Source organism: Mucilaginibacter sp. P4_A11, from assembly GCF_056402535.1.
Window position 1 is genome coordinate 487607 of record NZ_JBFUHE010000001.1, and the last position, 18897, is coordinate 506503.

Annotated in this window: 18 protein-coding genes; 8 read left to right on the forward strand and 10 right to left on the reverse strand. The window is 43.9% G+C overall.

Annotation, left to right across the window (positions count from 1 at the left end; all coding sequences use genetic code 11):
• Nucleotides 1-441: 441 nt before the first annotated feature.
• The 3 genes from AC1DUD_RS02210 to AC1DUD_RS02220 all read right to left on the reverse strand — a co-directional run bounded on the left by AC1DUD_RS02210 (nucleotide 442) and on the right by AC1DUD_RS02220 (nucleotide 2809).
• Nucleotides 442-1671, reverse strand: coding sequence for an RNA polymerase sigma factor (locus tag AC1DUD_RS02210; protein WP_477371016.1), 1230 nt, complete (start codon nucleotides 1669-1671; stop codon nucleotides 442-444).
• Nucleotides 1672-1791: 120 nt separating this feature from the next.
• Nucleotides 1792-2145: a YciI family protein gene (locus AC1DUD_RS02215; RefSeq protein ID WP_477371019.1), complete on the reverse strand. Its 354-nt coding sequence runs from the start codon at nucleotides 2143-2145 to the stop codon at nucleotides 1792-1794.
• Between the two features lie 337 nt (nucleotides 2146-2482).
• The gene (locus AC1DUD_RS02220) at nucleotides 2483-2809 is read right to left on the reverse strand and encodes a hypothetical protein (protein WP_477371022.1); all 327 of its coding nucleotides are present in this window, start codon (nucleotides 2807-2809) and stop codon (nucleotides 2483-2485) included.
• 78 nt (nucleotides 2810-2887) lie between these two features.
• Between AC1DUD_RS02220 and AC1DUD_RS02225 the strand changes: the two genes are divergently transcribed.
• From AC1DUD_RS02225 to AC1DUD_RS02235, 3 genes are all read left to right on the forward strand, one after another.
• A complete protein-coding gene (locus AC1DUD_RS02225) occupies nucleotides 2888-3280 on the forward strand; it encodes a hypothetical protein (RefSeq protein ID WP_477371025.1) in 393 nt (130 codons plus the stop codon).
• Between the two features lie 157 nt (nucleotides 3281-3437).
• Nucleotides 3438-4457 carry an aldo/keto reductase gene (locus AC1DUD_RS02230; protein ID WP_477371028.1) on the forward strand — a complete coding sequence of 340 codons (1020 nt, stop codon included), beginning with the start codon at nucleotides 3438-3440 and terminating at the stop codon, nucleotides 4455-4457.
• Between the two features lie 72 nt (nucleotides 4458-4529).
• The gene (locus AC1DUD_RS02235) at nucleotides 4530-5129 is read left to right on the forward strand and encodes a hypothetical protein (RefSeq protein ID WP_477371031.1); all 600 of its coding nucleotides are present in this window, start codon (nucleotides 4530-4532) and stop codon (nucleotides 5127-5129) included.
• A gap of 366 nt (nucleotides 5130-5495) precedes the next feature.
• On the opposite strand, the gene AC1DUD_RS02240 is transcribed toward AC1DUD_RS02235, so the two are convergent.
• The 4 genes from AC1DUD_RS02240 to AC1DUD_RS02255 all read right to left on the reverse strand — a co-directional run bounded on the left by AC1DUD_RS02240 (nucleotide 5496) and on the right by AC1DUD_RS02255 (nucleotide 8076).
• On the reverse strand, nucleotides 5496-5672 hold the full coding sequence (locus AC1DUD_RS02240; RefSeq protein WP_477371034.1) for a hypothetical protein: 177 nt from the start codon (nucleotides 5670-5672) through the stop codon (nucleotides 5496-5498).
• 313 nt (nucleotides 5673-5985) lie between these two features.
• Nucleotides 5986-6744: a DUF4846 domain-containing protein gene (locus AC1DUD_RS02245; protein WP_477371037.1), complete on the reverse strand. Its 759-nt coding sequence runs from the start codon at nucleotides 6742-6744 to the stop codon at nucleotides 5986-5988.
• Entirely contained in the window at nucleotides 6741-7466 is a 726-nt protein-coding gene (locus AC1DUD_RS02250) for a M23 family metallopeptidase (RefSeq protein ID WP_477371040.1), read from the reverse strand. Before AC1DUD_RS02250 ends, AC1DUD_RS02245 begins: the two co-directional genes overlap by 4 nt.
• A 43-nt stretch (nucleotides 7467-7509) precedes the next feature.
• Nucleotides 7510-8076: a pentapeptide repeat-containing protein gene (locus tag AC1DUD_RS02255; protein WP_477371043.1), complete on the reverse strand. Its 567-nt coding sequence runs from the start codon at nucleotides 8074-8076 to the stop codon at nucleotides 7510-7512.
• A 311-nt stretch (nucleotides 8077-8387) separates the two neighbouring features.
• On the opposite strand from AC1DUD_RS02255, the gene AC1DUD_RS02260 reads away from it, so the two are divergent.
• Nucleotides 8388-8756 (forward strand): hypothetical protein, encoded by a 369-nt coding sequence (locus tag AC1DUD_RS02260; protein WP_477371046.1) that lies wholly within the window; start codon nucleotides 8388-8390, stop codon nucleotides 8754-8756.
• Here the strand turns inward: AC1DUD_RS02260 and AC1DUD_RS02265 are convergent, their stop codons facing one another.
• Complete coding sequence (locus AC1DUD_RS02265) at nucleotides 8757-10841, reverse strand: beta-galactosidase (protein ID WP_477371049.1); 2085 nt, start codon at nucleotides 10839-10841, stop codon at nucleotides 8757-8759. It abuts the gene before it with no gap.
• A gap of 183 nt (nucleotides 10842-11024) precedes the next feature.
• Here AC1DUD_RS02265 and AC1DUD_RS02270 point away from each other — a divergent pair, with 183 nt between their 5' ends.
• From AC1DUD_RS02270 to AC1DUD_RS02285, 4 genes are all read left to right on the forward strand, one after another.
• Nucleotides 11025-12782 (forward strand): family 43 glycosylhydrolase, encoded by a 1758-nt coding sequence (locus AC1DUD_RS02270; protein ID WP_477371052.1) that lies wholly within the window; start codon nucleotides 11025-11027, stop codon nucleotides 12780-12782.
• 433 nt (nucleotides 12783-13215) lie between these two features.
• Nucleotides 13216-13719: a hypothetical protein gene (locus AC1DUD_RS02275; protein WP_477371055.1), complete on the forward strand. Its 504-nt coding sequence runs from the start codon at nucleotides 13216-13218 to the stop codon at nucleotides 13717-13719.
• A gap of 47 nt (nucleotides 13720-13766) precedes the next feature.
• Nucleotides 13767-14720 carry an acetyl-CoA carboxylase carboxyltransferase subunit alpha gene (locus AC1DUD_RS02280; RefSeq protein ID WP_330861508.1) on the forward strand — a complete coding sequence of 318 codons (954 nt, stop codon included), beginning with the start codon at nucleotides 13767-13769 and terminating at the stop codon, nucleotides 14718-14720.
• A gap of 252 nt (nucleotides 14721-14972) precedes the next feature.
• Nucleotides 14973-16583 carry a mechanosensitive ion channel family protein gene (locus AC1DUD_RS02285; RefSeq protein WP_477371059.1) on the forward strand — a complete coding sequence of 537 codons (1611 nt, stop codon included), beginning with the start codon at nucleotides 14973-14975 and terminating at the stop codon, nucleotides 16581-16583.
• A 173-nt stretch (nucleotides 16584-16756) separates the two neighbouring features.
• Here AC1DUD_RS02285 and AC1DUD_RS02290 read toward each other — a convergent pair whose 3' ends face one another.
• Together AC1DUD_RS02290 and AC1DUD_RS02295 are read right to left on the reverse strand one after the other, a co-directional pair.
• Nucleotides 16757-17737, reverse strand: a complete 981-nt coding sequence (locus AC1DUD_RS02290) for an acyl-ACP desaturase (RefSeq protein WP_477371062.1) — start codon at nucleotides 17735-17737, stop codon at nucleotides 16757-16759.
• Between the two features lie 58 nt (nucleotides 17738-17795).
• The gene (locus AC1DUD_RS02295) at nucleotides 17796-18869 is read right to left on the reverse strand and encodes a glycoside hydrolase family 5 protein (protein ID WP_477371065.1); all 1074 of its coding nucleotides are present in this window, start codon (nucleotides 18867-18869) and stop codon (nucleotides 17796-17798) included.
• Nucleotides 18870-18897: the final 28 nt, after the last annotated feature.

The window sequence follows — 18897 nt, forward strand, 5'->3', positions numbered from 1 at the left end:
GTGAAATGATATCTCCACGCCGTCATGCTGAGTTTTTAAATCCGCGGACTCTAAAGGTGAAATGACAAAAGAGGGGTGGTTAGTCTGAGCCTGTCGAAGACTCGCGCGCAGAGGCCTGCCCACCATGCTTCGACAAGCTCAGCATGACCCCTATTTTAATTATGTCATGGGTGACTTGTTTCAGCACCCCACAAGAAAGGTAGGCAATTTGCTTAGCATGCGGCTTAGCATTGACGTGTTGAAACAAGTTCAACTTGACGATAATCAAAAAAAACTGTCATCCTGAGGTACGAAGGATCTTCTTCAACAAGCATGGCTGCTATACAGGGCGAAGAAGATGCTTCGTGCCTCAGCATGACAAAGGGACAAATGTCATTTCTCATCCTGAGTACGACAACTTGCAAAACCCAGACTTCCGAAGTTTCAAAAACTTCGGAAGTCTTACCTGTTTTCGAGCTTATCTATTTTGGTTTGTATAACAGCGGTATCGGCAGGTGTTTTTATCAGCGTTAGTGCTTTTTCAAAGTTGAGTTTAGCCTGCTCGTTATCAATGCCGGTATAGAGTTGGCCCAGGAGGGTGTAGTAAAACTGGTTGCCGGTGAGGCGCAGATTTTCGGCTTCGATAATGGCCTGTTCGGGGCCGTTGGCTTTGGCAAGGGCGAAGGTGCGGTTAAGTGCCGCTACTGGCGAATACGCTATTTGCAGCAGGCGGTTATACAGCTGAAGGATGTTCTCCCATTTTTCTTTGGAATCCGTTTTTTGGGTATGCCAGTAGGCTATGCTGGCTTCAAGGTGGTATTTTGATAATTGGGTGCCCGTGGTGGCGAGGTTTAAATGCCAGGCACCTTTGGCTATGAGGTCCTGGTTCCAGAGGTTGGTATCCTGGTCGTTGTATAAGATCAGTCCGCCGTTTTGATCGGTACGGGCCTCGAACCTTGATGCGTGGAAATACATGAGCGAAAGCATGGCATTGACCGGCGGCTTATTGGTGCCTTCGTTTTCGATAAGCATGTGGCAAAGGCGCATGGCCTCGAAGCAAAGGTCCTTACGTAAAACCTGGTTTTGACTTACCGAATAATAGCCCTCGCTAAACAGCAGGTAAATGGTGGTAAGCACATTTTCAAGCCGGTTATCAATCTCGGCCTGACCGGGCATTTCAATCTTTATTTTTTCGTTGCGGATCTTTTCCTTTGCCCTGAAAAGGCGCTTGTTGATGGTTTCTTTACCGGTGAGGAAAGCCTCGGCAATTTCATCTATGCCGAAACCACAGAGGATCCGTAATGAAAGCCCGATCTGTGCCTCGGGCGGAATAGCAGGGTGACAGATGGCAAACATCATTTGCAACTGGCTGTCGCTGATGTTTTGGGGCGAGAGATCGATATCCGGCTCGTAGGCTGCTGTGATTTGGAGCTCGGGCGATACTTTGGTTTCGAAAATGGTATCGCGCTGTAAATGATTTTTGGCCTTGTTTTTCGCCACATTATAAAGCCAGGCCGTCGGGTTTGGCGGAATGCCTTTATAGCTCCATGCCTGGGCAGCAGTAAGGAACGTATCGCTGGCAATGTCTTCGGCAGTTTCCATCTCACCAAACCCAAAGCGGCGACACAGCACCGATACTATTTTACGGTACTCGGTACGGAATAAATGGGGAATGAGCTCGGGGTTTTGCATGGGGAGGGAAAGATATGATTAAAAACGAGTGTCATGCTGAGCCTGTCGAAGCATGGTGGGCGGGCCTCTGCGCGCGACCCTTCGACAGGCTCAGGGTGACAGCCCTATTTGCATAAAGCTTTAATGCATCCCATCATTCTTTGCAACTTTCCGCACCTCAACGGTATTGCCTTCGCCTTGTAGTACGGGGCAGCCTTTGGCAAATTCAACGGCTTCATCTACCGATTCGGCTTTTACGATCACGAAACCGCCGATGGTTTCCTTGATCTCGCCGAAGGGGCCGTTGGTTACTACGCCGCCGTGACCTACAATTTTAGCGTCTGCAAAGGGCAAACCGGTGCCGCTAACAAATTTGTTTTGCGCTGCAATGCCGCCAATCCAGTCCATAGTTTGTTTCATCCAGATCTGGATCTGTTCGGGCGAAGCTACTTTAGTGCCATCCTCGTGCCTGAAAATTAAAACGAATTCGTCCATCTTTTTAAATTTTAAAGGTTAATAAATATATGAATTACGCCTCTATATCAAATGACAATGGGGGAATAGGACAAGGAGGGTGAATTTATTGATTTCGGATTTGAGATTTTCGATTTTGGAGTTTTTGCTCAGACAAATGCATTAGGGGTGGGAGCGGACACCAGCCTTTTGCCTAAGGCCGGTGTTAATATGAGCGTACAGCCAGGGCCGGAGGTAATGTTTATGTTTTAAAATATGCCTGATAATCAGAAATTTAAGGTATTGTAAGGAGCGAGGTAATCATACGTAGGGTAGTCAAACGATTGTTTGGTGGTTCCTTCTTGATATATTTTTAAATTTAACCCTCCTGTACCAAGTCTGTTCCCAAATCCCCCGATATATTACTAAACAGGTCGTTGAGGATGGATTCAACAGTAAGTGAATTTACATCATCAACATAATGCTCATTGCGGGTGATCCAAAGTTCATGGCCATTGATAGCGATACTGAAAAGTGCGCCTTCGTAAACAGCCGGCAGCGAAATTTCAACAGATTCGTTTTTGCGGCCAACCGTGAAATTCAGTTCGCTTTGCCGTTGTTCATGAAATAGCGGGTTAAGTTTTTCGTGAAGCAGCAGGTATAATTGGTTAATGTCGGTATCGGTATGCAGGGTGATGATTTTCATAATTGGTATATTAGCGATGTATTAAATATTACAAAGTTGGGATATGGATTGTTTGGGAATATAACCGAGTCACGAGTAATGAAGAGAGATTTAAAAAAAAGTGTTTTGGTATTTTTGTTGTCGGCTTGTGTATCTCTTGCATGGGGACAGCACACCCGTCGCGATAGTGTTATTAAAGCTGCCCGAATTGATGCCAAAAACTTCAGGCTGGATGAGGCCACCTGGAAAACATATCGCCATAAATTACCTGCAACTTCCGACTATTTTAAACCAGGCGCCTCCAACGTAAAAGACACTACTTTACTTAGCGATTCAGCGTATGTAGACGCATATCGCTTTGCAGCTTTTAAAAGAAACAAGCACAGGCATACGCCATGGCACTATGTGCTGGTGGGCGGCAGTATAGCTGTTGGCGTGGTGGTAGTTGCAATAGCAGGGGTCATTATATTTATTGCGCCGACAATGGGATAAAATTGGAGTAAAAGAATGTAGTTGAATATTACAGTTTAGGAGGCGCACTTTGCAACCTATGGTAAGTTGTGGAAGCCTTCAGAATGCTCTGTCGTTCGTTTCTGAGAGTATGCTGTTTTTTTGATATGTTTTACAAACGTTAATAACATCAACATATATGAATTACAAATTATTAGGCCGCTCGGGCCTCAAAGTTTCTGAACTATGCCTGGGAGCTATGGGCTTCGGCACCGAAGGCGGCTGGGGAGCCGAAAAGGATGCCAGCTTTGCTATAATGGATGCCTTTGCCAATGCGGGCGGCAATTTTATTGACACGGCTAACGTGTACAAACTGGGCACCAGCGAAAAGATCGTTGGTGAATACATGAGCAATCATGACCGTGATTATTTTGTGCTGGCCACCAAATACACTTTGAAGGATAATACTACTAACCCCAATGCATCGGGCAATAACCGTAAAAACATGATGCGGAGTGTGGAGGAGAGCCTTAAACGACTTAAAACCGATTTTATTGATGTGTTGTACCTGCACATTTGGGATAACATTACGCCAATTGATGAGGTGCTGCGGGGATTGGACGACCTGATAAAACAGGGTAAAGTAACCTATGCCGCCATCAGTGATACGCCTGCCTGGGTGGTATCAAAAGGGAATACCCTTGCCGAACTGATGGGCTGGAGCCAGTTCATTGCTTTACAGGTGGAGTACAGCCTGCTGGCCCGCACAGCCGAGCGCGAACTGATCCCGATGGCAAAACATTATGGCATGACCGTTACCCCATGGGCCCCGTTAGCGGGTGGCGCATTAACAGGTAAGTATCTTCGCGGTGAGCAGGGACGTGTAAAAGCCGAAAGCAATCGCCGTAACAACAGGGCCCAAACCATTACCGAAGCTGTAGTTGACATTGCTGCCGAATTGGGGGTATCCGAAAGTCACGTTGCCTTGCAATGGATGATGGACAGGGACTTTAGCTGTATCCCTATTGTAGGCGCTACTAAAATTGATCAGCTAAATGATAATCTTAAGGCAATTGACACCAAATTAACTCCTGAGCATTTTAAAAAGCTGAATGAAGTGAGTGCGATTGAATTAGGTTTTCCCGGCGATTTTTTCAATGAAGATGCTGTGAAAATGAACAGCTTTGGCGGGTTTTATGACAAGGTTGAAAAAAGGTAGCCTTCATTTTATTTATATATTTTTTGATGTAAATTTAGGCGGGAGCAACAAAAAAGATCCCGCCTAAACTTTATGAAAAAAATCATAATCCTGCTGTTTTTTGTATTCGCCTTTTGTACCATAGTACGCGGCCAGGAACTCATATCGGATGAGCAATTTCAAAAATTAATAGGATTTTTAAACGAGGAAAACTGGCAGGAATCCGCCAAATTATCTGAAATGCTTTTACTGAAAGTTCCGGCGAACCAGCAGGATGATGATGCCCCCGCTATAGTGAGGTATATGTATATTACTTCTGAAGCAGGTTTAATGTATATGGGCAAAGTAACCAAGGATGAGGCATTAAAAAATGTTACCGGTTTTACAGGCCATACCATTTTTTTGCCATCGCGTACAGTTTCATTAAAATTCGGGCTCAATTATATTGTAAGTTCTGATAACAAAACCGACACCCTGTCAATATCCGGAACAAATAGAAAGGGTACGGATCTGTTCACTTTTGAAAGCATAGTGCCTGCCAAACCCATTACAAGGGATGAGCTTAAGGGCTACGAGGGTAAATTATTTAGGATAGGGGGACGATTAAAATCAATAAAGGTTGCAGGCAATATGCTTCCTCATTTTATAATGGTAATAGATAACGCTATTTTAGAACCAGGTGATAGGCAATAAAAGCGGTATAAATTGTTTTTTGGGCGCAGCAGCGTGGCGTATACATCAGGGTCCTCTGTGAGTTTAAGTTTACCCACAAAATCTAAATATGTGCTAAACAGTGGTTGAAAAGCACGTTTACGATCACGAGACTCCGCTGGAGTCCAATATCTCTTTAAATTTTGTCTATAAACACGTGGCCTCTCTGAGGCCGCTTGGCACGTCAGTCATATTCATTATGTTATAAACATTACCGGCCCCATCGGGGCCACGTGTTTATAGCGCTAAAGGGGCATATTTTCCGGCTCCGTAGGTGCCTCGTGTTGAAATTCAGGTTGGTGACATTTTGTGGATAAACCTAAATCTGTGAGAGACCCCGATAGGACGTTAAGCTTCATTTTTCTTAACGATCATCCGTATTCCAAAAAACACCCCAAAGCCACATCCCACAAGGTTTAATAATAAAGCAACTCCATTAGTAAAACTGTCACTTGCAAGCGCAAGAAATAAGAATCCCCAAATGATAGAGATTATAATTAAAATAATGCCAAATATTCTATTCATTAAAGTTACTCTGTAAACTCATGCCCGTTTGAACATTTGTGATTTTTACCTTTGATTAGTTTAGTATCAGCACCGCACATTCATTCATGTTCCCTCAGGGCCTCTCGCAGAGAATCCTGAGGCTCACCGCGTTCTAAACATCTATCAGGATATCCAAAACAGCGAATCTGCATGGCGTATACATCAGGGTCCTCTGCGAGAGACCCTGATGGGACGGTAAGACCAGCTTCAAAGTCCGTCAGATTTAAACATTCATGACAATTGTTTTGACTCGCAATAACGCGAATTTAATACCTATCCGCTAACATTTCGCCTAAAATCGTTTCAGGTAATTTTTACTGATAAGCTCTCCATATAAAATCCCGCTGTGCTGATCCATGGCAAACCAGGGCGAGCCGTATTGCAGCACCTGGATATTTTGTGCCGGCATAAAACTCTGTGCCAGCAAAAACTGCTTTTGATGGGCGGCATTTTCCACTACATCAAGTACAATAAAACAATGCCCCGGCGATCCGCCGTGGATAAACACATCCCCCGGTTTTACATCGTTGGAATTGGTTACGGTTTTTAACTCCTTTTGCAGGGACAAGGTACCCGCATAGCTGAATACCAGGTTCATATAGTTTAAAAACGTATTGTATGAATAATCGGGTTTGGCTTTTAATACCCAATGATCATTTTTGTAGCGATAGCCTTTGGCATAGTGCTCATAATCGCATTTAAAGCCACTGGTAAAGTTGAAAGAAATTTCGCTGTATTTTTTTTGCTGATAAAGGTATTCGCCGCGTAAGCGCATTACTGCATCGGCACATTGCTGCAGGTCCTGGTTACCTACGCTCATGTCTATTACCGCAGCGGTGTAAACGTCGGTACGGGCAATATCACCTTTATAGGTTTTGGTTGGCGTACCTGCCGGTTTTAATGGTAAAGCCTGCAGCCAGGCCCCGAAACTACCGGGCGAAGCTGTGATACGATGATACGCCGCCGGCACCGCGAACCTTTTAACAACATTATCAGGAGGCGTAATATTGATATTTAAAAGCAACAGCAGGCAGGTGATCAGGGCTTTCATAATGTTTTGGCTTTTTTTAGCTGTTCATAAGGATTATAAGGTACAGGGATCCCGTCTACCAGTTTAAATGCTGAAAAATGCAGGTGAGTGGGGGAGCGTTTTTTATAAGCATTGTAACCTGTACGACCAACCTCGGCTATTTTTTGCCCTTGCGTAACATAACTGCCCGGATGAACAAAAATGGCGCTGTTATGGGCATAGTAAGTAAAAATTTTGCTTGCTGGATGATAGATCCAGATGAATTTGCCACCCCGCATATTACTGTTTGATTCCCATTCGTTACAGCAGGCTATCACCCAACCATCGTCAACACTAACCACGTCAACAGGTTTACCGGTATGGTCATCGATACAATCCTGGTTTTTGTCGTTTATGAAAATATCATGTGCCGGGTGAGCGCCGTGCTTGTTTCCATCAAGATAACGGTAACCTTTATCAAAATAACCATTCCCGTGTGTACCGCCTATTGCGCTGCTATTATATCCTTTTAATGGGAATACCCATTGCAGTTTTGGCTGAATGAGTTCGGCCCGTATCATTTCCAGTAAAGCAATTCGTTTTAATACTAAATCGAATTGCTTTTGCGCCTCCGCGTTTTTTATGCCACCGTTTAAAACCGCGTTATTAAAGCTGTTAAATTTGGTAAAAGCAGCCGTATCGCGCTGGGCTAAAGCTCCGGAACCTATCAGTACAAAAGAAAAAAACAGGATAAGTTTTTGCATAAGGTTTATAATCAATAACATTAACTAATAAGCATCCAAAATATTATCCTATCCGGATATCATATTTGGCAAGCAATCCCGGTAAACCGTGAAGGGAGAATTTAGCCTTTTTAATGATATTATCATCCGGATCGATAATGAAATTAAAGGAGGTGCTCAGATCTGCGTTTTTTAATACAGTACGACTAAAGAAAGCGTTTTTAAGATTACAGTTATTAAACTTACAATCGCTCAGGTCGGCTTCGGTAAGGTCGGTTTCAATCATCGAGCAATCGGTGTAGGTAGCTTTCTTATTCTTCTTTTTATAAAACACGGCGTTGTCTAAAATACAGTCTTCAAAATGCACTTCGAATAAAAAATCATTGGCTTTGCCAAAATTTACGCCGCTAATTTTGCAATGTTTAAAGCGGATATTTTGCAGGCCGGTATTGCCTAAATCGGCAAGGAGCAGGTTGCAGGTATCAAAGTGGCAATCAACAAAGGTGATACCGGCAAACAAAGCGTTGGCAAAGTCGCAATTGATGAATTTGCAGTTTTCGTAGGTTGAACCATTGAGTTGGCCGGCAGTTATTTTGGTAAAAGTTTGGTCTTCGTAGAGTAGAGTTTGCATGGGAGCAAATGTAAAGTTTAGGAGGAATTGAAGGGTTTGAAAGTCGCTCTAAATTAAAAAATATGTCATTTCGAAACCCTTGGCGGGCGGGAACGAGCGAGGCAAGGGTGAGAAATCCTATACGCCTGATATAACCGTTTGGTAAGGCGTATAAGATTTCTCCTTCGCCCGAATGCTCAAGTCATCCCATGCTCTGTCGAAATGACATTTTCTATTTGTTTATCATTTATTTCATCAATGCATTTTAATAAATTATTCCCCATCACTGGCACAGCTATTGTTTTAACTAACCTGCATTAAAACTATATGCTATGAAAGCGTTAAAAATAAAATTGACTGTGCTGTTATTGGGATTAACGCTTAGCGCTGCTGTTCCTGTATTGGCACAATCATCCAAAGATACTTCAACATCAACTACCAAAGCTAATGGAGCAGGTGCTGGAAACGGATCAAGCCAGGGAGCACCCGGTGCTGCAACTGTATCCGGGACCGGAACAGGCACTTTGCAGGATAGCGATAAAACCAGCGTACCAAGCGGCGATGCCGGTGTAAAACAAAGTACGGATCAGAAAACGGTAAACCCATCTCAGTCGAAAGGCTACTGGATCCTGGGGGTATTCAGTTTTATCGGTATTATCGCGCTGATCGTTCTCAGAAAAACCCGAAATGCTAATTCCTGATCAGTTAACCTCAATGATCCTCAGGCCCCATGGCTCGAGTTTTAAATTGCTGTTTTTGCTGATACTTTCGCCCGATAATAACTCTTTACCGTTGTTGTAAGGATAGGTCAAGCTGGTTTCATTAGCCGAATAATTAAAGTAGTAATGAACTGTTTTCCCGCCCTGGTTTATACCCTGCTTGGTGATAACAGGCCAGGCTATCTGCTGGTCGGCACCCCATAGGCCAACCCTTTTTACGGCATCGGTTAATAATTTATCAGTAACAGCGCTGGTAGGTAAACAGCCGATATAGGTAGCGAGGCCTTTGCCATAAGTGTTTTCGGTAATAGCCGCGTACTTACCCCAAACCGGGTGATCATAATAAGCTAATACTTTGGCAGTGGTAGGGGTGATGAGTTCCATCCAGGTGTTTAGTTTTTTATCTTCGGGTTTCAGGTTCCAGTCGTCGGCTTTCAAAGAAGCGTTACTTGGTTCGGTGAATTGACTGTAGTAAATACCGCAAGCCTCGTCAATAATGCCCGGCTGGTGCGTGGTGCGCACCTTCACATTTTCATCGGCGAAACCACTTTTACAGGTGTAAATGATATGCCCGCCGTTTTTAACGTAGGCATTAAGGCGTTTCAATAAGCTATCAGGAGCTGCATAAAGCAAGGGGACTATTAGCAGTTTATAATCTTCAATATTTTTACTTGTCGGATCAACAAAGTCACAGCCCACGTTCATGTGATATAAGCCATCATAAAACTGGCGCAATACATCATTGTAGCCCGTGCGTGTTCCCCAGCCAAAGCCGAAAGCTTTAAAGCCGGTAAGGGCTTCGTTGCTGAACAGGATAGCTACATCGTTTTTCTTTTTCAGGTTGATGAGTTTTGAACTCAACCTGTCGAAATCCTTGCCGATGGTTTTAGCTTCGTCATAAACGGGGTTGGGTTCAAAATCATGACTTAATAAACCTTTCCAGTAAGTTTCGGCCGAATTATGGATAGAATGCCATGGCCAGTAACTCACCATATTTGCCCCGGACGCCAAATGACTAAAGGCCTGCAACCTCAACTGACCGGGATACGGCACCCATTGCGGAAAGCCCTGTGCTTCAGTTTCGATGGTGAGATAGTTTTTCCCGCCTTTCATGGAGCGGGCCACATCGCCTCCAAAAGAAATTTCCACGCCAGTAAGTTTATCCTGGCTGGGGTGGTAAATATCTATCCCGGCAATATCCAAAGCCTTGGCTGCAGCAAAGTGGTCAACATCGGGCTGGATCCCGAACGAATAGCCGTGCCATTCCAGGTCGAAGTTTTGGGTAATGAACTGGTCGGGGCGTTTGTATTCGCGTACTATGGCGGCCTGCCATGCTAAATAATCGGTAACCAATTGCCGCTGAAATTTGGCGAACTCAGATGAAAGACTTCCATTAATGGTATTAACCATCGACGGAAAATCGTCCCAGTTATTAATCCGGTTGCTCCAGTAATCGAGCCCGAAAATATGGTTAATGTTATCAAGCGTTTTATATTTCGCCTTCATGTAGTTCACAAACAAGGCCTGTACGTTTGGTCCTGCCGTACCATATGATTTGGTTTCGTTATCTACCTGGTAACCGATCACGGCCTTGTTATCCTTCACATGTTCCATGATCTTGCGGATAACACGCTCGGCATAAAAACGATAATCCTTGTTAGTAATATCCATATTTTGTCTTGGCCCATACTGGTTTTGGCCTGACGGAGTGATGGCTAATATTTCGGGATGCTTTTTCACCATCCAGGTTGGCACAGCATAGGTTGGGGTACCTATGATAACATGGATCCCCGCTTTCTGCATAGCGTTTAGTACTCTGTCGATATGGGTAAAATCGAAAACACCATCCTGCGGCTCTTCTGTGCTCCAGGTTGATTCGGCAATGCGCACCACGTTAATGCCGCAGGCTTTCATCATTTGCACATCTTTATCCAGCCGTTCGTAAGGCATATATTCGTCATAGTAAGCTACTCCGTAAAGCAGCTTATCCATTTTGGGATATTGTGCGAAGGCGGAGGCAGCGAAAAGTAATTGCGTGATGAAGAGCAGCAGGTATTTCTTGTTCATAAAAGCGATATTTAGGATAACTGGCTTACGCTGATGAAAGTACGAATTAATTGTATTTTTAACACACAATAATAAAATATTTTATGATGTGAAACAGATGTAGTAGTACACAACATTTTTATTGCTGTTTAAAAACTGATATTAGCGCCCTGTTGTAATACAATTATAGCCTTTAATATCCTTATGAAAATAATAGCCCGTAACCTGCTGATGTTGGTGTTTTGTTGTGCCACGCTAAATGTAAACGCTCAACAAAAACGCCTTACCTATTGTAACCCGCTCAACCTTGATTATGGTTATACGCCCTTTGAAACCTTTGCAAGCTGGGGCAAGCATCGCGCCACGGCCGACCCAACCATGACCCTGTTCAAAGGGAAATACTACCTGTTCTCCACCAACCAATTCGGTTACTGGTGGAGCGATGATATGCTGAACTGGAATTTTGTTTACCGCAAATTTGTCCGCCCATATAATGAAGTGAAGGGTGATGAACTTTGTGCGCCCGCTACATTGGTTTTGGGCGACACCCTGCTGGTGATCGGCTCTACCTATAATAAAGATTTTACGCTTTGGATGAGTACCAACCCCACGCATGACGACTGGAAAGCTGCCAAAGACTATTTTAAAGTTGGCGCCTGGGACCCCGGCATGTTTGCCGACGACGATGGCAGGGTTTATATCTACCACGGCTCAAGCAATACATTACCGCTATACGGACAGGAGATAGACAGGCATACTTTCGAGCCAATCGGCCCTAAAAAGGAAATGGTAAAGCTTAATCCAGAAGAGCACGGCTGGGAGCGCTTTGGCGAACATAACGATAACGTATTCCTGCTGCCCTTTATTGAAGGCTCATGGATGAACAAGTATAAAGGCAAATATTATCTGCAATTCGGCGCACCTGGTACCGAGCAAAGCGGCTACGGCGATGGTGTTTTTGTGGGCGATCATCCGCTTGGTCCTTTCACTTATCAAAAGCACAATCCTTTCTCGTACAAACCGGGAGGCTTTGCCAAAGGTGCAGGGCATGGTGCTACCTGGCAGGATAAGTATGGCAACTACTGGCATATCAGTACTATGGGCATCTCGGTAAAAAATAACTTCGAGCGCCGTATCGGTTTCTGGCCTGCGGGATTTGATCAGGATGGCGTGCTGTACAGCAATACATCTTACTGTGATTATCCGCAGTATTTATCCAACGGTACTGAAGACCACCTGAAAAGCAATTTTACCGGCTGGATGATCCTCAACTACAATAAACCGGTCGAAGTTTCATCAACACTTGGCGCTTACACCGCTAATAATGCCGTTGATGAGGATATCAAAACCTACTGGAGCGCCAAAACAGCGAATAAAGGCGAGTGGTTGAAAACCGACCTGGGTGAGATCAGCACCGTAAATGCCATCCAAATAAACTATGCCGATCAGGATGCGGAGTTTTTGGGTAAATCATTGGGCGTATATCACCAGTATATCATCTATTCATCGCTCAACGGCAAAACATGGCAGCCCCTTATCGACAAAAGTAAAAATCGTAAAGATGTACCGCACGACTATATCGAACTAAAAACCCCAACAAAAGCCCGTTATATAAAAATGGTGAACCTGCACATGCCTACCGGCAAATTCGCGCTATCGGGCTTAAGGGTATTTGGAAAGGGTGCGGGAGCAAAACCTGATACCGTTCAAAACCTGATCGTGCTACGTGGAGACAGCGAGCGCCGCAACGCCTGGCTTAAATGGAAACCGAACGACAATGCCACAGGTTACACTGTTTATTTCGGCATAGCGCCGGATAAATTGTACAACAGCATGATGGTTTACGGCAAAAATGAATACTACTTTAACGGGATGGATAAAAGCCTGCCATACTATTTTCAGATAGAGGCGTTTAATGAAAATGGGATATCGGCAAGGACTAAAGTTGTTAAGGTGGAATAGTGTTGACTACTTCCTGTCATTCTGTGCGATAGCGAAGGATCTTCTTCGATAAGTAAAGCGAACATATAGGGCGAAGAAGATGCTTCGTACCTACCCATGACATAATTTAAACAGGGGTCATGCTGAGCCTGTCGAAGCATGGTGGGCAGGCCTCTTCGCGCGACCCTTCGACAGGCTCAGGGTGACGGGCCCTCTTTGGTTAATGTCATTTCACATTCAGAGGCCATCGGATTTAAACACTCGGCATGACAATTTTTTTTTACCTTGTCATCCTGAGTGATAGCGAAGGATCTTCTTCAACAGGCAAATCCGCTATACAGATTGAAGAAGATGCTTCGTGCCTCAGCATGACAGGGTGGTGAAATAGAAACTTTTTCATTGAAAAGGGTATCTCAATCCCCCATAATAATAAAACCGTGTTATTAGATCCCCTATGCTAAAAACCATATTTCCCCTCGTTATAACCATAATGCTTGGCATCACCGCCAAAGCTCAGCAAGCCGATAGCACCTTAAAAAAATCGCCGGTAAAAAGTTTGAGCGATAAACAGTTTACCCAATTAATTAGCGGCGAGTATTTGTTTGATGATATTGAGCAGGTTGCAAGGCTTAACCATTACCCTATGCCCGATGCAGCACTGAAGTTTAAAAAAGAGCTAAGTTTGAGCCCGATTCAGGTTACCAAGATCACCGCCATTGCTGCCGAGCTGCACCGTAAACGGATAGAGATGGGCAATTTTATTGTTACCAACGAAACCACGCTTGATAAACTGATGAGAAAAGGCACGGATAATGGCAGCATCATCTTTTATTCCAACCGCTCGGGTTTGTATTACGGCGAGCTCAGAAATGCCATTTTACAGGCCTGCTTAAGTACAGGTAACGCGTTGGCACCGCAGCAAATCACAAAGTTGGAAACACTCACTGCTCATAATTGAAAATATCCCGTTTGATTTGCTTAATTTAGCGCCTCCAAATAAAGTGTATGAAGATTACGTTTGATTTTGAAAAACCCCTGGCTGAGTTACAGCAGCAAATAGAGAAGGTAAAGCAGGTTGAGGAAAAAAACAAACTCGACATGTCGGCAACCGTTGCTGAACTGGAAGGAAAGCTGGAGGAAACCAAAAAAGATATATATGCCAACCTTACAGGCTGGCAAAAAGTACAGATCTCCCGTCACCCCGAAAGACCGTATACCCTGCAATACATCGAGCTGATGTGCGATGATTTTATTGAACTGCATGGTGATCGTACCGTTGGTGATGATAAAGCTATAATAGGCGGTTTCGGTACGCTGAACGGCCAAACAGTTATGTTTATAGGTCATCAGAAAGGCCGTAATACTAAGGAGCGTCAGTACCGTAACTTTGGTATGGCCAACCCCGAAGGCTACCGCAAAGCCTTAAGGCTGATGAAAATGGCCGAAAAGTTCAACAAGCCTGTTGTTACTTTGATAGATACTCCCGGAGCATTCCCCGGTTTGGAGGCTGAAGAGCGTGGACAAGGTGAAGCTATTGCCCGTAACCTGCTCGAAATGTCGGTACTGAAAGTGCCGGTGATCTGCGTGATCATTGGCGAAGGTGCATCAGGTGGTGCATTGGGTATTGGTATTGGCGATAGGGTACTGATGCTGGATAACTCCTGGTATTCGGTGATCTCTCCCGAAAACTGCTCAACCATCCTTTGGAAAACCTGGGAAAACAAAGAACGTGCTGCCGAAGTGCTCAAACTAACCTCGACAGAAATGTTGAAAAACAAACTGATCGACGGTGTGATCAAAGAACCACTTGGTGGTGCACACCAGGATCCTGTTGCTATGGCCGGCATCCTGAAAAAACAATTACTAAAAGACCTTAAAACCCTTAAAGAGCGTAATATCGATGAGCTTGTGGCCGAGCGTATTGATAAATTTTGCTCAATGGGCGTGGTTAATGAATAATATTTATCTGCTTTGATACGAAGAGCTGCCTTAAGGGCGGCTTTTTTTGTTTTGGTGCTATAACTTAACAATCATGTTATTGCTGTAAGGTACAATGCAATCGCACACTACGCCGGGCGGCTTTGCTTCCGTGCCGTTGCCACGTCGCGCTCAATAATATAGGTTATTGCGCTTGCTGAAAAAAGGTGATAGTATGAAGGCAGTAATCTTTTTCCGCCAAATATTTTTTAGCTTTAACAGAAAAACATCCCTATGCCTAAAATTTACAGCCTGCTTATCCTTTTTCTGTTTGCTGCATTTACCACACAGGCACAAAAACTCCCGAATGAAAATGGTGAGCCGGTAATCATCAACCGGGATACCCTGTTTAAATTTTATGCCCCGCAGGGATTATTTGATCCTAAAGAGCGCGCCGGGATTGTTACCAAGCGCATTGAAGCGTTAATGAGCCGGATAGATTTTAACCCGGATTCCTTAACCCTTAAAAACGACACCTCCATATCGATAATAACCTATAACGGCCAAATGATCATGGGCGTTAATAATACCGATGCCTCCTACTCCGAACTGAACCGGCCGCAGCTGGCGGCAAGTTATCTATCCATATTAAAAAACAAACTGGGTAATGTTTTTGAAAGCAATAGCCCCAAACAGCTGATCACTAACGTACTTGAAGCCGTTGCGGTTATCATACTGCTTATTGTACTGATCTGGGTAGTTAACAAAGGTTTCAGATGGATAAAATTAAAAATCATACAGGGCTGGGAACGCCGTGTTGAAAAGCTGGCAGACAAAGGGGCGCCGGTGGCCTATGCTTCGCGATTGCTTCCATTTATCAGCGGACTGATCAATATTGTGCGACTGCTCATCATCATCCTGCTGATTTACCTGGCCTTGCCGGTACTGTTTTATATTTTTCCTTCGTCGCAGCCTATTGCCACGCAACTTATCGGTTTTGTGGTTGATCCGTTGAAAAGCATCCTGCTGGCCATTGTTCACTTTATACCCAACCTGCTTACCATAACGGTTATTTATTTAGTTACCCGCTATATTGTAAAACTGGTAAAATTTATAGCTACCGAGATTGCAAACGGAGCTATTACCCTGAAGGGCTTTTATCCTGAATGGGCTATCCCAACTTATAACATTATCCGTGTATTGATGTACGCTTTTATGTTTGTGGTGATATTTCCTTACCTGCCGGGCTCGCAGTCCAAAGTATTCCAGGGGGTAACTGTTTTTATTGGTGTGCTGTTTTCGCTGGGGTCATCATCTGCCATATCCAATATGGTATCGGGCATTGTACTTACCTATATGCGCCCCTTTAAAATTGGCGACCGCATAAAAGTTGGCGAAATTATGGGCGATGTAATTGAGAAAAACCTGCTGGTTACCCGTGTACGCACCATTAAAAACGAAGATGTAACCGTACCCAATGCTTCCATTTTAAGCGGCGCTACCATTAATTATACTTCATCATCAAAAACATTGGGGTTGATCTTGAACACCAGTGTTACCATTGGTTACGATGCCCCATGGCAAACCATTCATAACCTACTCATCAGCGCAGCTGAGGCGACGGAGGGGATTCTTGCCGATCCCAAACCGTTTGTACTGCAAACTGCTTTGAATGATTTTAATGTAAGCTACCAGATAAATGCTTATACCGATAAGCCCGGTAAAATGGCCGTGATTTATTCGGCATTATACCAAAACATACAGGATAAGTTTAATGAAGCAGGCATGGAGATCATGTCGCCGCATTTTACTGCCGTGCGCGATGGAAGTCATATCCAGATCCCTGAAAATTATGTAGCCGAAGGATACAAAAAGCCGGGGTATAAAATAGAGAAAGATAGCTGAAAGCCGAAGGCTTAAAGCGGAAAGCTATAAAAAAGAAGCTCAAAGCAAAAAGCTGAAAGCCACAAAAAAAGCTCAAAGCAGAAAGCTCAAGGCTCAAAGCTATGAAAAGCTGCATAAAACCGGATTGGAAAGTAAAGCTTTAAGCCTTCGGCCTTTAGCTTTCAGCCCAAAATCTACCCGTTGATCCAGGTAAATTTATACTCGAGCATTGGGTTTTTCATGCGCTCGGCCACACGTATTAAACGTGCAGGAAGGTTCATGATATAGTCACGGGCCTTTTCGCCGGCTTCATTAAGGTCAGGAACACTTTCGATATGCCAGTCGGTGATCAGCTCTTTCAGGATATCTACATAGTCTATAGCGGTATAAATCCCTAAACGCTGTGCAGCATCGGTAAAGTGACCAAAAGTTTGACCAACCTTTAAACCAACCTCGCGCAGGAAGTGGGCAGGCATTACTATCTTTTTGCGCATCATATCCTCAAATGCTATCATAGCCTCGTTTGGATCAACCTCAAATATTTTCTCGATAAAGTATTTGTATGCTTTGGCATGGCGTGCTTCGTCTGACGCGATAACACCGCACATTTTTGAAAGCAGCGGATCGCCATATTTTTTTGCCTGTGAAGCTACACGACGGTGCGACACATTGGTTGCCAGCTCCTGGAAAGAAGTGTATATAAAGTTACGGTAAGGATCATGACCAGTACCAATATCGAAACCATCGGCTATCAGGTATTGGGTTGAGATCTCCATCATACGCATATTAACGCGCCCCGACAGGTACAGGTATTTGTTAAGCAGATCGCCATGGCGGTTCTCTTCACCTGTCCAGTGACGGGTCCATTTCATCCAGCCACCCTCTTCATCAGCTGATACACCCTGCACCATGGTTAACCACGACTCGTAAGTTGGCAAAGCCTCCTCGGTAATGGTATCGCCAATTAATACGGCTATCAGATCATAGGATAAACCTGCGGCGCTTTCCTGTAGTTCTTTAATCTCGCTAAAAAATGAATCTCTTGAAGAATCAGGCAAAAAATCAGATGGCTGCCAGATGGTATCAATGGGCTTTAAATATTCATGTATTTTTTCTAACATGAACTTTTCAATGTGCACCATTACTTCTCTGCGCTTTTCTACAAAAAATTCCATAAAACAGGTATATTAATCAGCAAAGGTAACTAAAATTGTAACATTATGTTTTAAATTTTCACTGCGATTGGCTAATTGCGTCTCTCATACACAAGGGCAAATTTTCCATTGCCGGCTTGCCATTAAACAACGAAAAACTACTGTTATAATCCCAAAGCATGCCAGGGATATTCAATCTTTTTAAAGCCTGGCGAACAGCCTTGATATACCGGCATCGGCTATCCACATCGGCATACTTATTATACGCTCCATACTCGCCGCAAATAACGGGTACATCGTACTTCAGAGTCCAGTTTTTCACGATCTGCAGCTTATCATTTATTGATTGTTCGTTGCCATCGCGTGGGTACATATGGTAGTTGCTTTCGCCCGGGGTATTTTTTGCTTTTGGATTAAGTGCAGGAAAATTTTCCGCACTGTATGGAAATGATACCCCGGTGGTAGCAACCTGGTCGCCCACCCAGCTTGCTCCCTGATGGGTAAAAAAGAAAGGTTCGTAAAAGTGAAAGGTGTAAATGATATTATCATCGGCAAGCCTTTCAAACCTGCTTAACTCGTAGATACTGTTATAGTTTGATGCCCCCAATATGAGGGTACGCTGCTTATCGATTTTACGGATAGCTGTGACAATATTATATGCAGCATCTTTCCACACTTTGGGGTTAATATGGGGCGGCTCATTATAGATCTCAAAAAACAAGTTGTCATAACTTGCGCTTTTATACCTTTTGGTTATTTTTAGCCACAAATCAATTATCCGGGGCGTTTCTGTAAGGTAATCATTATCGCTTAAGCTGCCATAATGATAATCTATAACCAACCTAAATCCGTAAGTATCGCATTGCTCAACAACTTTATCTATATAGGTAAATAGCTGCGCTGTGGTTTTGGGGCTAAAGGAAGTAAAAGCCACAGGCAGCCTGATACTTTTGAACCCCAGTTTTTTGAGCAGCAGGAAATCGGATTTTTTGATGGCGTTTTTGGGCAGTGCGTTTTCGGCCCAGGTTTGTTCGAGCCATGAAATACTGATGCCGTTGTTTAAACTTTGGGCCCGTTTAAAAGCATGAGCCCTGGCATGTTGAGGAATTGGACGGCTTTTTGCAACAGAAATTATTACTGTTAGCAACAGCAATAACAAACCTGTTTGAATTATCGTATAA